The organism is Endozoicomonas sp. ALD040, from assembly GCF_049275945.1.
In the GTDB taxonomy this organism is placed as follows: Bacteria; Pseudomonadota; Gammaproteobacteria; order Pseudomonadales; family Endozoicomonadaceae; genus Endozoicomonas_A.
Genome location: NZ_CP184829.1, coordinates 3,725,510 through 3,739,227 on the forward strand (window position 1 = coordinate 3,725,510; position 13,718 = coordinate 3,739,227).

General features: G+C 49.6%; 12 protein-coding genes. All 12 read left to right on the forward strand.

Annotated features, from left to right (window positions below; all coding sequences use genetic code 11):
* Nucleotides 1-32 precede the first annotated feature (32 nt).
* Nucleotides 33-1,643 (forward strand): response regulator, encoded by a 1,611-nt coding sequence (locus ACOJUN_RS13575; RefSeq protein WP_422132478.1) that lies wholly within the window; start codon nucleotides 33-35, stop codon nucleotides 1,641-1,643.
* A 690-nt stretch (nucleotides 1,644-2,333) separates the two neighbouring features.
* Nucleotides 2,334-3,596 carry a glutamate-5-semialdehyde dehydrogenase gene (locus ACOJUN_RS13580; protein WP_422132479.1) on the forward strand — a complete coding sequence of 421 codons (1,263 nt, stop codon included), beginning with the start codon at nucleotides 2,334-2,336 and terminating at the stop codon, nucleotides 3,594-3,596.
* A 150-nt stretch (nucleotides 3,597-3,746) separates the two neighbouring features.
* Nucleotides 3,747-4,097, forward strand: a complete 351-nt coding sequence (gene rsfS / locus ACOJUN_RS13585) for a ribosome silencing factor (RefSeq protein ID WP_422132480.1) — start codon at nucleotides 3,747-3,749, stop codon at nucleotides 4,095-4,097.
* Nucleotides 4,097-4,564: a 23S rRNA (pseudouridine(1915)-N(3))-methyltransferase RlmH gene (gene rlmH, locus ACOJUN_RS13590; RefSeq protein WP_422132481.1), complete on the forward strand. Its 468-nt coding sequence runs from the start codon at nucleotides 4,097-4,099 to the stop codon at nucleotides 4,562-4,564. Before rsfS ends, rlmH begins: the two co-directional genes overlap by 1 nt.
* A gap of 12 nt (nucleotides 4,565-4,576) precedes the next feature.
* The gene (mrdA, locus tag ACOJUN_RS13595; protein ID WP_422132482.1) at nucleotides 4,577-6,442 is read left to right on the forward strand and encodes a penicillin-binding protein 2; all 1,866 of its coding nucleotides are present in this window, start codon (nucleotides 4,577-4,579) and stop codon (nucleotides 6,440-6,442) included.
* Nucleotides 6,439-7,587 carry a rod shape-determining protein RodA gene (gene rodA, locus ACOJUN_RS13600; protein ID WP_422132483.1) on the forward strand — a complete coding sequence of 383 codons (1,149 nt, stop codon included), beginning with the start codon at nucleotides 6,439-6,441 and terminating at the stop codon, nucleotides 7,585-7,587. Before mrdA ends, rodA begins: the two co-directional genes overlap by 4 nt.
* A gap of 498 nt (nucleotides 7,588-8,085) precedes the next feature.
* Nucleotides 8,086-9,183 carry a lytic murein transglycosylase B gene (mltB, locus tag ACOJUN_RS13605; protein WP_422132484.1) on the forward strand — a complete coding sequence of 366 codons (1,098 nt, stop codon included), beginning with the start codon at nucleotides 8,086-8,088 and terminating at the stop codon, nucleotides 9,181-9,183.
* A 175-nt stretch (nucleotides 9,184-9,358) separates the two neighbouring features.
* Nucleotides 9,359-10,141, forward strand: coding sequence for a septal ring lytic transglycosylase RlpA family protein (locus ACOJUN_RS13610; protein WP_422132485.1), 783 nt, complete (start codon nucleotides 9,359-9,361; stop codon nucleotides 10,139-10,141).
* A 170-nt stretch (nucleotides 10,142-10,311) separates the two neighbouring features.
* On the forward strand, nucleotides 10,312-11,529 hold the full coding sequence (locus ACOJUN_RS13615) for a D-alanyl-D-alanine carboxypeptidase family protein (RefSeq protein ID WP_422132486.1): 1,218 nt from the start codon (nucleotides 10,312-10,314) through the stop codon (nucleotides 11,527-11,529).
* Between the two features lie 85 nt (nucleotides 11,530-11,614).
* The gene (locus ACOJUN_RS13620; RefSeq protein ID WP_422132487.1) at nucleotides 11,615-11,881 is read left to right on the forward strand and encodes a YbeD family protein; all 267 of its coding nucleotides are present in this window, start codon (nucleotides 11,615-11,617) and stop codon (nucleotides 11,879-11,881) included.
* Nucleotides 11,881-12,543, forward strand: coding sequence for a lipoyl(octanoyl) transferase LipB (gene lipB / locus ACOJUN_RS13625; protein WP_422132488.1), 663 nt, complete (start codon nucleotides 11,881-11,883; stop codon nucleotides 12,541-12,543). Before ACOJUN_RS13620 ends, lipB begins: the two co-directional genes overlap by 1 nt.
* Before the next feature lie 78 nt (nucleotides 12,544-12,621).
* A complete protein-coding gene (gene lipA / locus ACOJUN_RS13630; protein ID WP_422137073.1) occupies nucleotides 12,622-13,641 on the forward strand; it encodes a lipoyl synthase in 1,020 nt (339 codons plus the stop codon).
* Nucleotides 13,642-13,718: the final 77 nt, after the last annotated feature.

The following is a 13,718-nucleotide window of genomic DNA, read 5'->3' on the forward strand; positions in this document are numbered from 1 at the left end:
AAATTCTGTCAGAATGGCGCACTTCTTCGACTATGCTTTTTCCAGCTGTGACTAACGAATTGGCGAAAACTATGTACGTGGCAGACACTCCTCCGGAAACGGTTGATGATGTAGAACGCATTCTCCTGGTGGATGACAACCCTACCAACTTGCAGGTGCTGCTGCAGACCCTCAGTGGACGAGGCTACAAGCTTCTTATTGCGAAAAACGGTGAAAGTGCTGTGAGGATTGCTCACAAGGCCAAGCCAGCGCTGGTTTTGCTGGATATCATGATGCCAGGCATGGACGGCTATGAAGTGTGCCGTCAGCTGAAAGAAGATCCGGCTACCAGCAATATTACCGTGATTTTTCTATCAGCCCTTGATGACACCAAGGACAAGGTTCGAGGTTTGGAAACGGGTGCCGTTGACTTTATCTCCAAACCTTTTCAGGCCGAAGAAGTGATTGCCCGGGTAGAAACCCAGCTCAAGATACATCGACTGGAGCAGGCGCTTTCTGCCCGCAATCGACAGCTTGAAGCTGACAAGGCCCGTATTCTGGAAAGCATGAACGAAGGTATCTTTGGGCTGGACAGCAGGGGGCGAATCACCTTTGCCAATGCAGCCGCTTCCATTATGACGGGCTGGCCCATGGACACCCTCATCGGTCGTAGCCTGATTGAACTGATGCTGGATGAAGCCGGAGAGGAAGCACGCAGTCTGCATCTGGCTCCTATTCAGGAGGCATTGAGTAAAGGGGTCAGCATAAGGGTGGACGATGCACTCTTCTGGCATAAAGAGGGCTCATCATTCCCGGTCAGTTATTCATGCACTCCCATTATGGAAGAGGGACAGCCCAGCGGTGCAGTGGTGGTCTTTACTGACATCAGCAGCAAAAAGCGTGGACAGGCAGCGTTGCAGAAGGCTCTGGACGAACTGGAGACCCAGAAGGAAAAACTGACCCATGTTTCCCGTTTGAGTATCATGGGAGAGATGGCCGCAGGTTTTGCCCATGAAGTGAACCAGCCTCTGACCGCAATTTCCAACTACGCTCAGGTAGCCAAGCGCATGATGGTCAGGCTGGAACATAAAGACGACGATGTTTACGATTCGCTTTATGAGGCTATGGACAAAATTAATATTCAGGCCCGTCGTGCCGGTGAGATCATTGCCCGCATTCGCTCATTTGTTAAAAAGCCTGATCACGTTCTGGGTTGTGTCGATCCGATCAAGCTGATTAGCGATACCGTCAAGCTGGCTGAGGTGGATGCTCGAAATAACAGTATGGAAATTCATACTGAGGTGGCTCAGAACCTGCCAGAGGTGAAAGTGGACCCGGTGCAGATTCAGCAGGTGGCTTTGAACCTGATTCGCAATGGTATGGAAGCCATGAGAGATCAGGACACCCGGGACATAGGTGTCTGGGTTAAGGCAGAGCAGATCGATGATCGGTTCGTCAAGGTATCCGTCATTGACCGGGGTTATGGACTGGCTGCTGATGCAGAAGAAAAACTGTTCACGCCTTTCTACACCACCAAGTCAGATGGTATGGGGATCGGTCTGACCGTTTGCCACTCGATTATTCAATCACATGGTGGACGACTGACGTTCAATCGTCACCCTGAGGGCGGCACTATTTTTGAGTTTACAATGCCGATTGCCTGACTCCCCTCGCTCCATCTCTTAAATGGCAACCAAATGATGGGTGAGCAGGAGGAGAATATGAGCCTTCGGTCGGGCAATTATGCGAGAGGACTTCATAATAAATGCAGTTATCATCGAAACATACAAAAATATAACCTCCGATCAAGGGGGAAACATACGATGGTATGCAATAGTGTCGGCCATCGGGATATGACCGGGTCCATAGATATTTACCCGTTTCTTTCTGAATATGTCGAAGGATATAGTGTTTTTCCCTCACTTGATGAAAGACCCTCAGTTCACATAAGACTGTATCTGGTAAAGCAGGCTGTATAAATAGTGCAAATAATATGAGAATAGTTTTGATACTTCATACTCCCTCTGTCTGAAGCCATCAAGATAGCAGACATTTGCACTGCGACAACTCGTTGGGAGAGCTTCACAACTCTGCTTTTCCCACACCTCAGGCTATGGGATCACGTAGCATCCTGATTCCAATCAATTTGCATTCAGGATTAAAGCTGCTTCGATCGCACTTAGCAGCAAAGGCTATGCTATCGGGCGACGCTGGGTAAAATTCAGAAAGTTTGCTGTCCAGGGGTACTTTGCTGTCCAGAGGTACTTTGCTGTCCAGAGGAACTATGCAGGCATAGCAGCATTCCTGTATAACCGTCGGCAGGTTATAATGCCCGGCTGAACAAGGAGCACGCAGTGACTGAACAGGTAACAGAGTACATGCATGAACTGGGCAAAAAGGCCCGGGAAGCCAGTGCACAAGTAGCCAAAGCGGATACTGGCCTGAAAAACAGAGCTCTGCTGGCGATCGCCACTGAGCTGGAAGCAACTCGACCGCTACTGCGTGAAGCTAACGCTGTGGACCTGGAAAACGGGCGGGGGCGAGGGCTGGATGCAGCATTGCTGGATCGCCTGGAACTGACAGATGCCCGCATTGATACCATGATCGAGAACCTGAATCAGGTGGCTTCGTTGCCTGATCCAGTGGGTACGATTGATGACCTCAAATATGTACCCAGTGGTATTCAGGTGGGTAAAATGCGAGTCCCTTTGGGGGTTATAGGCATTATCTATGAGTCTCGACCCAACGTAACCATTGAGGCTGCCAGTCTCTGTCTGAAATCCGGTAATGCTGTGATTCTGCGTGGAGGCAGTGAGTCAATTGCTTCTAACAAGGCGATTGCCCAATGCATTCAGAAGGGCCTGGTATCGGCTGGCTTGCCAGAAGCAGCGGTTCAGGTGGTAGAGACCACTGACCGTGAAGCAGTGGGAACTCTGATCAGTATGCCCGAATATGTAGATGTCATCGTTCCAAGGGGTGGCAAAGGTCTGATCGAACGTATCAGTCGTGATGCCAGGGTGCCTGTTATCAAGCACCTGGATGGCATTTGCCATGTTTATATTGATGATCTGGCAGATCGGGAGAAAGCACTGGCCATTGCTGTGAATGCCAAAACCCACCGCTATGGTGTATGCAATGCCATGGAGACCCTGCTGATAAACAGGGCTGTTGCAGCCGATATACTGTCGGAACTGGCTCAGCGCTTGCGGAAATTGGGGGTTGAGCTCAGAGGCTGTGCAGAGGTTTGTGACGAGGTTCCGGATGCTTTGGCCGCCACCGAAGAAGACTGGCAGACAGAGTATCTGGCACCGGTGCTATCCATTAAGTTGGTCGCTGATATGAATGAAGCTATCGAGCATATTAATCGCTATGGCTCTCATCATACCGATGCGATCATCACCGAGAGTTATACCCGGGGCCGGGACTTCCTGAGAGAAGTAGACTCCAGCTCTGTTATGATCAATGCCTCTACCCGGTTTGCGGACGGCTTTGAGTATGGGCTGGGTGCTGAGATTGGTATTTCAACGGACAAAATTCATGCCCGTGGTCCTGTGGGGCTGGAGGGGCTGACATCCCGGAAATATGTAGTATTAGGCGATGGTCATATCCGGAAATAACGAATTGCCATCACTCAAGGTGGCGGTTAATTATGGTACATAATAATCACTGGTTAGGTACTTAGGTACTTAATCAGCAAACAATTATGACAAAAGCCTGTACAATTCATGGTCAGGCTTTTGGTTTTTTATCGAGTTCTAAAGAGATATATGCAATCTGAACAACTGAAGCAACTGGTCGTTGATGCTATTGAAGAAATGAAAGGTAACGACATTACCTCTCTTGATGTTTCCGGGCTGACCAGCGTGACCGATTACATGATTATCGCCAGCGGTACTTCCAACCGTCATGTGAAGTCTGTAGCAGACAATGTAATCGATAAGTGCAAGCAAAATGGTGTTCGTCCACTGGGTACAGAAGGTCAGGAGAAATCCGAATGGGTTTTGGTCGACATGGGTGACGTTGTAGTGCATGTTATGATGCCAGCTACCCGTGCATTCTATGATCTTGAACGCCTCTGGGAGGCCAGCGAGGAGCAGCGGGCTACAGAGCAGTCCTGATGCGTGTTCGACTGATCTCCGTTGGCTCGAAAATGCCACCCTGGGTTGATGAGGGCTACAGGGAATACAGTCGTCGCCTGGGTTCTGACCTCAAACTGGATCTGATTGAGATTCCGTTGAACCGGCGCGGCAAGGGGGCTGACATCAGTCGCCTGCAGGAAAAAGAAGCTGGACAAATGCTGAGTACAGTCGGCCAGGGTGACCTGATAGTGACCATGGAAATCACAGGGAAGCCCTGGTCGACGGATAAACTGGCAGACAATATGGGAGGGTGGATGCATTCTGGCCGTAATGTCAGCCTCATGGTCGGAGGGCCAGAAGGGCTTCATCCCAGTGTGATGGCCCGGGCCGATCTCAGATGGTCGTTATCGCCATTGACGCTACCTCACCCCCTGGTCAGGGTCGTTGTTGCTGAACAGGTCTATCGTGCCTGGAGTATCCTCAAGAATCACCCCTATCATAAATAGACAGTTATACAGATGCCGGTGAATACCTTAAAGGACCACAAAGCAGAGCAACGGATTGTCAGCATTCGAGTCTGGTTAGCACTGGTCTTCACGATCCTTTTAGTCATGGTGCTGATTTCCAGACTTTTCTATCTGCAGGTGGTTCAATACGATGAACTGGCCACCCAGTCGGAAGAAAACCGTGTTCTTTTGCAGACAGTGCCTCCGGTTCGGGGACTGATCTATGACCGAAATAACCGATTGCTGGCAACCAACCGCTCCAGTCAGACACTGGCTATTGTTCGGGAGCGCGTAGAAGATCTTGATCAGCTGCTCGACGAGATTGCCCGGTTAATTACTGTTACCGAGACTGAGCGCAGTCGTTTCCTGCAGCAGATAAAACGACGCAGGCCTTTTGAATCGGTCCCCCTCAAATTTCGGCTGAACGACGAGCAGGTTGCGCTGATTGCTGTAAACCAGTTTCGCCTGCCGGGTGTCGAGATTAATGCCGAACTGGTTCGTGAATACCCTGAAAGCGACGCTTTCGCCCATAGTGTCGGTTATGTGGGGCGAATCAACGAGCGTGAGTTAAAAAACCTCGATCCGGCTCTTTATAACGGCACATACACTGTCGGTAAGATCGGTCTGGAACGTTTTTATGAGCCTGTACTCTTAGGTAAGCCGGGCTACCAGGAAGTTGAAGTCAATGCCCGTGGTCGGGTGACCAGGGTTCTGAACCGGGTTAATCCCATCCCTGGCAAAGATTTGCAGCTGTTTATTGATACCGATCTGCAAAATGCAGCTATTCAGGCAATGCAGGGAAGAAGGGGGTCCGTGGTGGCTCTGGATCCCAAAACTGGTGGTGTCATGGCTATGGTCAGTAATCCGGCGTTCGATCCCAATCTGTTTGTGACCGGAATCGATTACGCTACTTTCAATGATCTGAATACGGACATCGAAAAGCCGCTCTATAATCGTGCGACATTGGGTGAGTACCCGCCGGCTTCCACGATCAAGCCTCTGGTAGCTCTGGGTCTGCTGGACAATAACGTGGTGGATAAGAATGACAAAATCTATGACAAAGGTTGGTTCCAACTTCCGGGCAGTGAGCACCGTTTCCGTAACTGGAACCGTAAGGGTGACGGCTGGATTGATCTGAATCGGGCAATCCTGCGTTCCAACGATACTTTTTTCTACAAGGTGGCTGAAAAAATGGGGATTGACCGTCTTCATGATTTTCTCAGCCAGTTCGGGATGGGGCGCAGTAGCGGTATTGACATTCATGAAGAAAGAGCAGGTTTGCTGCCTTCAACAGAGTGGAAACAAGGCGCTTATGGTCAGCCCTGGTATCCCGGGGAAACGGTGATTGCCATCATTGGCCAGGGCTACATGCTGACGACTCCCATGCAATTAGCAGAACTGGTTACCCTGATTGCCAACCGGGGGAAACATGTTGAGCCTCGTCTGGTGAAAGAAGACATTCCGGAATTGCAAAGCCCCGAATGGGGGGACGACATTGAGCTGGATGACCAGCATTGGGGGTTGGTCATCAATGCTATGGAAAAAGTGGTCAGTTACAATCGGGGCACGGCTTACTGGCGAATTGGTCGTGGCCTGAAGTATCGAATGGCAGGAAAAACAGGTACTGCCCAAGTGGTCAGTATTCCTCAGGGTGAAGAATATGATGCTGAGAAACTCAAGGAATTCGAGCGGGACCATAGTCTTTTTGTGGCCTTTGCGCCTGTTGAAGATCCCCAGATAGCGATGGCTGTGGTATTGGAGAACAATAATGGTGCTGCCAACATAGCCCGGGAGGTGATGGACTTTTATCTCCTTCCCAAACTCGCCAGGGCCGAACAGGAGAAAACCAGTGCTGAAAACAAGGGGACCGCACAATGACCGGCCAGGATTTTGTTCGTCAGCTGAATGAAGGACAGGGCTTTCACAGGGCACCGGACTGGTCAGAGCGTCTGCATATCGACTTTATGCTGACAGGGTTTGTGGTCATTGTTTGTGGAGCCGGTCTGTTCGTTCTATACAGTGCCAGTGGACAGGATATGAGCATTGTTATTCGACAGGCCGTCTATATGCTCATTGGTTTTGTTGGAATGATCATCATTGCCCAGGTTTCACCCCGACTGCTGATGCGGTTGTCACCATGGATATATGTTGGCGGTGTCATTCTCTTGGTCGCTGTGCTGTTTCTGGGCATTCATTCCAAGGGCGCACAGCGTTGGATTCAATTGCCTTTCATACGGTTTCAGCCCTCAGAAATCATCAAGCTGATTATGCCGATTGTGGTGGCGAGTTATCTTTCGAAACGACAGTTGCCACCTTCTCTAAAAGATATTGCGCTGGTACTGATTCTGATTGGTATTCCGGTCGTGTTGATTGCCAGGCAGCCCGACCTGGGGACCTCCCTGCTGATTGGTGCTTCAGGTCTGTTTATATTATTGCTGGCCGGGTTGAGGAAACGGCTGATTTTTTCTGCCATTATGCTGGCTGTTCCTTCTGTTTGGGGCTTCTGGCACTTTGTCATGCTCAATTATCAGAAGCAGCGGGTATTAACCTTTCTCAATCCCCAGAGTGATCCCTGGGGTGCGGGCTGGAATATTATCCAGTCAAAAATTGCCATAGGATCGGGTGGGCTATACGGCAAGGGCTGGCTTTTGGGAACTCAGTCGCATCTGGATTTTCTGCCGGAAAGTCATACTGATTTTATTATTGCAGTGCTGGCAGAAGAGTTCGGCCTGATGGGGTGTCTGGTTCTTCTGGCATTATACGCACTGATTATTGGTCGAGGCCTGTTTATAACGCTCAAGGCTCAGACTCTGTTTGGCAGACTGCTCGCAGGTAGTATTACACTGACGTTTTTTGTCTACATCTTCGTTAATATTGGTATGGTGAGCGGCCTGCTCCCCGTGGTCGGGGTACCTCTGCCTCTGGTCAGCCGGGGAGGGACCTCGCTGGCTACTCTGATGGCTGGCTTTGGTCTGTTGATGTCGATACACACTCATAAAACGTTTCTGGGGCAAAGTCGATAATCACAGAGAAAGCTTTTTTCCATAAGTTATGCCAGTTGTGCTTTCTAACTCCCGTGATGAGCATGGAGATTATTATGCAGGCTTGCTGGCTCTGTTTTACGTTAGATGCTGTTTGCATGAGCTATAATGAGAATCGACCCGTTTTTTGTAGGGTCTGGAATGTTCGTCATGCGACCACTTCAGTCTAAGGGCATCCTGCGGGCAACGACTATTGCCGGTCAGGTCAATGTCCTTCACAAAACTCTTTCTCCCTTATCAGACTCTGACAGGCAGGAAGACTCTCCGGTGAGTCCCTGCCGCAGGGAGCGATATCTTAAGATCCTTTCAATCTCACGGGAGAGTTCCTTAGATCGGTTTTTCTGCACTGAGAAAACGACATTTAACTTAAACTGCGCCGGTATGCTAGTTGTCTCTTCATGACTGCTGTAGAGTAGACATTATCCCGTATGAAGTTATATCAGCTAACGACATTCACTTGAGTAGTAGCAGGGAGGGTTTATGGCCTTAAGAATGGTAAAAGAATTTTTAGGACTGCCGACATTTCGACTCATGACGGCGGGCATATTATTCAGCGGCTGTCTTCTTTCAGGATCGGTAACGGCCGGTGCTGAAAAGGTGGTCGATAATCAGCCTGACTATGCACTTCAACCGGAGGTGAAGGCGTTCATTGATGATCTGGTGAAGAACGAACAGTTTTCCCGTAAGGAACTGCAAGACATTCTGGGTAAGGCAAACAAGTCTGAAAGAGTGCTTGAGTTGATCAGCAGACCTGCCGAGAAACGTCTGGAGTGGAAAGACTACCGGAAAATTTTCATGACCCCGGAGCGAGTAGACCTTGGCGTGGACTTCTGGGAGGCTCACGAGAAAACACTCTCAAGAGTTGAAAAAGAGTATGGTGTGCCTGCAGATGTTATAGTCGCCATTATCGGAGTAGAGACATACTATGGTCGACAGACCGGTGGGTTTAAGGTTCTCGATGCGTTGTCTACCCTGAGTTTTGATTACCCTCCGCGCAGCAAATTCTTCACTCAGCAGCTGAAGGAGTTTCTGATTCTGACCCGTGAGCAGGAGCTGGATGCTTCAGACCTGACCGGCTCTTATGCCGGAGCCATGGGTATACCCCAGTTTATGCCCTCCAGTTACAGGGCTTATGCAGTAGATTATACCGGTGATGGTCAGTCCAACATCTGGAAGCATGAAGAAGATGCAATTGCCAGCGTTGCTAACTATCTCCGGGAAAACGGCTGGAAAGTTGGCAAGCCTATTGTCAGTAAAGCTAAGGTTACCGGAACCAAATATGAGAAAGCTGTGTCTGATTCGGTCAGACCGCAAAAAACTCTAAAGCAGCTTGAAGGTTCTGGCTGGCATCCTGAAGCTCTTTTACCAGAGACCGCCAAGGCTGCTGCTATCAAGCTTGAAGGTGACAAGGGGCCGGAGTACTGGCTGGGGATGCATAATTTTTATGTCATCACGACTTATAACCGCAGCAAGCTTTATGCAATGGCGGTTTATCAGCTAGCAAGTGATGTAAAAACAGGCTATATAACATCAGCGTCAAAGTCTGCGAAGACATTAGCAGGAAAGCAGTCTGAATAGTCTGATCCTCCCGGTTCATCAGTGAAGGTACCGTTTTTATGCCTGAGTCATAAAAGCGGTTTTCTTCTTTGTCTCGCGGGTATTCCTTCAGGCTCCCGATCTCAGGCAGAATAACGTTAAAGCACCATATCCTATGAAATCGATAATCAGAGCAAGATCTATAGCAGGAAGCCTTGTGGGACTGACCTTTTTCCTCTTGAACGGTTGTGTCACCGTTGAGGACGGGCCTCCCACTGAGAAAAGGGATGTCAGTCAGATTCCTGATGCGATTCCTGTCACCCATGATGGTCAGTTCAAGGATTCTCCCTATGAACTCAATGATGTGACCTATACCCCTATGAAGAGTGCCAAAGGCTATCAGGAAAAGGGCAAGGCCTCATGGTATGGCACCAAGTTTCATGGCAAGCAGACGGCTAACGGTGAAGTTTACGATCTCTACGGTATGACTGCGGCACACAAGACTTTGCCCCTGCCTTCCTATGTCAAGGTCACTAACAGTCACAATGGCAAGTCGGTTGTACTTCGGGTCAATGATCGCGGACCATTCCACGGCGATCGGATTATAGACCTCTCTTATGCTGCTGCCGTTAAGCTGGGGTTCGCTAAGAAAGGAGTGACTGATGTGTTGGTAGAGGGGATAGATGTCAGGTCTCTTGCTGCCGCCAAAGGCAATGAAGCGGTTAGCGGGAGCGGTAATAATCAACTGCTCTTTGTACAACTGGCTGCGCTGAAGAATTATCACTATGCCCAGATATTGCGTCGACAGGTGGCTGAGACCATAGGCAGTGATATCAGAGTGGTGAAAGGGGAAGAGGAGCCTGATCCTTTTTACCGTGTCAGGATTGGGCCGGTGCAAACGATTGAGCATCTTGAAGAACTGCTTGAGAAGCTGGATGAAGGCGATTTTGACGTGCCTTACCTGATTTATGAAGAGGTTACTGAGGCTTCCGGGAAGTAGTTTGAGTCAGTCTTTTTGGTCGGCCAGACCGATATGCCAGCGTGGCCTGACAGACGTTCACTGATCAGGCAATGAGCACATTACATTCTATTTTCAATGCTTCTCTTAAACTCCTTAGTCGGTAACATTATAATGGCCGACAACAGTGAATTTCAGAGCTAATTTCTATAATGATCAAACGATTAAATCCTGTCCGGGCCAACCATGAGCGATTGAAAAGGTTAGCCGGATGGGTGTCCATGCTATTTATTCTGGCGACCGGCGCTGCTCATGCTGAAGTCGCTGCCCTGATTCCTGCGGCACCCAAGATTGCTGCCAACAGTTTTATATTGATGGATGCCGACAGCGGTGAGATTCTGGCCTCCGAGAATGCGGATGACCCTGTTCACCCTGCCAGCCTAACCAAAATGATGACTGCTTACATTGCCGAGGTTGAGCTGGCGTCAGGCAATATTCATCGTGATGATGAAGTGCTGATCAGCGAAAAAGCCTGGAAAATGGGCGGCTCAACCATGTTCATTGAGGTGGGTGAGCGGGTTCCGGTACAGGAGCTGTTGAAAGGTATTATTATCGTCTCCGGTAACGACGCCAGTGTCGCCATCGCTGAACATGTTGCCGGCAGTGAAGACGCCTTTGCCGAGCTGATGAACAGTACCGCCGAGCGACTGGGGATGATTAACTCCAATTTTGTCAATGCATCGGGCTGGCCTGCGCCTGATCACTATTCCTCTGCAAGGGATCTTGCGATACTGTCTCGCCATATCGTCAAGGATTACCCTGAGTATTACGAGCTTTATGCTCAGAAGTATTATCAATACGGTACCAACAAAAAAACCGGTAAGCCACTGCGTCGTCAGCCCAACCGAAACCGTCTGTTATGGACTAACCCTAATGTTGATGGTCTGAAAACAGGGCACATTGAGGCCAGCGGTTTTGGTCTGGCAGCTACCGCAAAGCGCGATGGGCGTCGTCTGATTACTGTTATTCTGGGTGCCAGAGGTGAGAAGCAGCGTGCTGCGGAGGCACAGAAACTGCTGACCTATGGTTTCCGTTTCTTCGAAAATGTTGATGTTAAAAAAGGTGGCGTAACGCTTGAAACTGTGAAGGTCTGGAAAGGCACACAAGATCAGGTAGACGTCGCCATTGACAAGGATCTGATTGTCACAGTGCCCAGGCATACGGGTAAGAAGCTGAAAGCGACTCTGAATATTGATCCAATTGTTGAAGCCCCTGTTGAAGCTGGCCAGCAGCTGGGTACACTGAAAGTGACTATCGATGATGAAATTATCAAAGAAGTCCCTCTCAGAGCAGAGACTGCGATAGAGCGTGGTGGCTTCTTCAAACGTCTGTGGGATAGTATCGTGCTGTTCTTTAAAGGACTGTCCTGAACATTCAGTGGCAGCAGTGAGTGAAATGCCCATACCTTCAGGCTCGCAGAATCTGAAGGTATTTCATTTATCATCAGTGTAAAAAATGACCGATCAAGAAGCGCCAAAAATTGAATTTCCCTGCGATTACGAGATCCGTATTGTGGGTAATGCCGCTGTCGATTTTCAGAAGGTTGTCTGCGCTATCGTCAAGCAGCATGCACCGGATTACGATGGCAACTTCCGGCTGAAAGAGAGTCGAACTGGCAAATACACCTCGGTTATGGTGACTATTCGGGCCACCGGAGAATCTCAGCTGAAAGCGATCTTCGAAGATTTGAAAGCGACCGGCCGGGTGCAAATGGTACTTTGATGAAACTGAACATCCGCTACTTGGGCAGGCAGCCTTATGAGCCTGTTTTTGAGGCCATGAAAGCATTCACCGAACGCAGAGATGAGCAGACGGATGATGAGTTCTGGTTTGTCGAGCACGACCCTGTCTTTACTCAGGGTCAGGCCGGCAAGCCTGAACATGTCCTGGCACCCGGAGATATTCCTGTGGTCCAGGTGGACCGTGGAGGTCAGGTCACTTATCACGGTCCGGGTCAGCTGGTGGTCTACCTGCTGATGGATGTTCGCCGCTCAGGCAGTGGTCCCAGGCAGGTGGTGTCAGCTATTGAGAGTGCCATCATCAAAGTACTGTCAAGCTATGGTATTGAATCCTGTGCCAGACCTGACGCTCCCGGCGTTTACATTGATGGAGCAAAAATTGCCGCCCTGGGGCTGCGATTCAGACAGATGAAAAGTTATCATGGACTGAGTTTCAATCTGGATATGGATCTGGAACCCTTTACCCGTATCAACCCCTGCGGTTACAAGGATCTGCAGGTCGCCCAGCTCAGGGAATTTCAAAATCCTGTGCAATGGAATGAAGTGAGCAATCGCTTACTTGAGTGCCTTATGGAGGAACTTGGGTATAATGAGGCTCAGACAGTAAAGGAAGCAACAGAGTTTGATCTGGTTCAGGAGGCCTGAGCAATCTCTCTTCAAATTCGAGTGAGTGAACGAACGGCTTCACAAACCGGTACAACCGACCAACATGACTGGGACTCTATGACCGATAGCAACCTGATTCCAACCGTCCAGATTCCGGCTGTTACTATTCAGAGTGGCGAGAAATTCGTCAATGAAAAAGGCATTACCGCCATCAAGAATGGCATCAAGGCCAGCAATCGCTCCGATGAAGCGGTTCAGCCTTTTATGCGCAAGCCGGAGTGGTTGAGAATCAAGCCCAGGTACGGCAGTAAGTTCAAAGAAGTCAAAGGGACGGTTCATGAGCACAAGCTGAGTACCGTTTGTGAAGAAGCCATGTGCCCCAACATTAATGAATGCTGGAGTTCGGGTACCGCCACTATCATGCTGATGGGTGATGTTTGTACCCGTGCCTGTCGCTTCTGTGCGGTGAATACTGGTAACCCCAAAGGCTGGCTGGATAAAGATGAGCCAGACCATACGGCCAACAGCGTAAAACTGATGAACCTGAAATACCTGGTTCTGACCTCTGTTAACCGTGATGATCTGGAAGATGGCGGTGCCGGTCACTATGCCGCCGTCGTAAAACGTGTAAAGGAAGTTAATCCTGAAACCGACGTTGAAGCACTGACACCGGATTTTCTCGGTGTTCTGGTCGATGTTGAAACGGTGGTCGACAGTGGTATTGCCGTTTTTGCCCAAAATGTTGAAACCGTTAAACGACTGACACATCCTGTTCGTGACCCGCGTGCCAGCTACGAGCAGACGCTCAATGTTCTGGCCCACTCCAAAAAATATCGTCCAGACGTACTCACTAAAACTAGTCTGATGCTGGGTCTGGGTGAAACCGAGGAAGAGATAATTGAGACCATGGATGATCTCAGGGCCATTGATTGCGATATCCTGACCCTGGGGCAGTATCTTCAGCCTACCAAAAACCATTTACCTATTGAGCGTTACGTGACCCCTCAAGAGTTTGAGAAGTATCGTCAGTGGGGCCTGGAAAGAGGTTTTGTTGAAGTCGTAGCCGGTGCCCTGGTGCGTTCGAGCTATCGTGCTGAGCAGGTGTTGCAGAAGAATAATGTGGGTCTGGGCTCATGAGTGACAGCAAATAATCACTTATTCATTTCCTGGTTCAGTGATTTTCAACGTGCTATCGCCACGGATGGTCAACACGT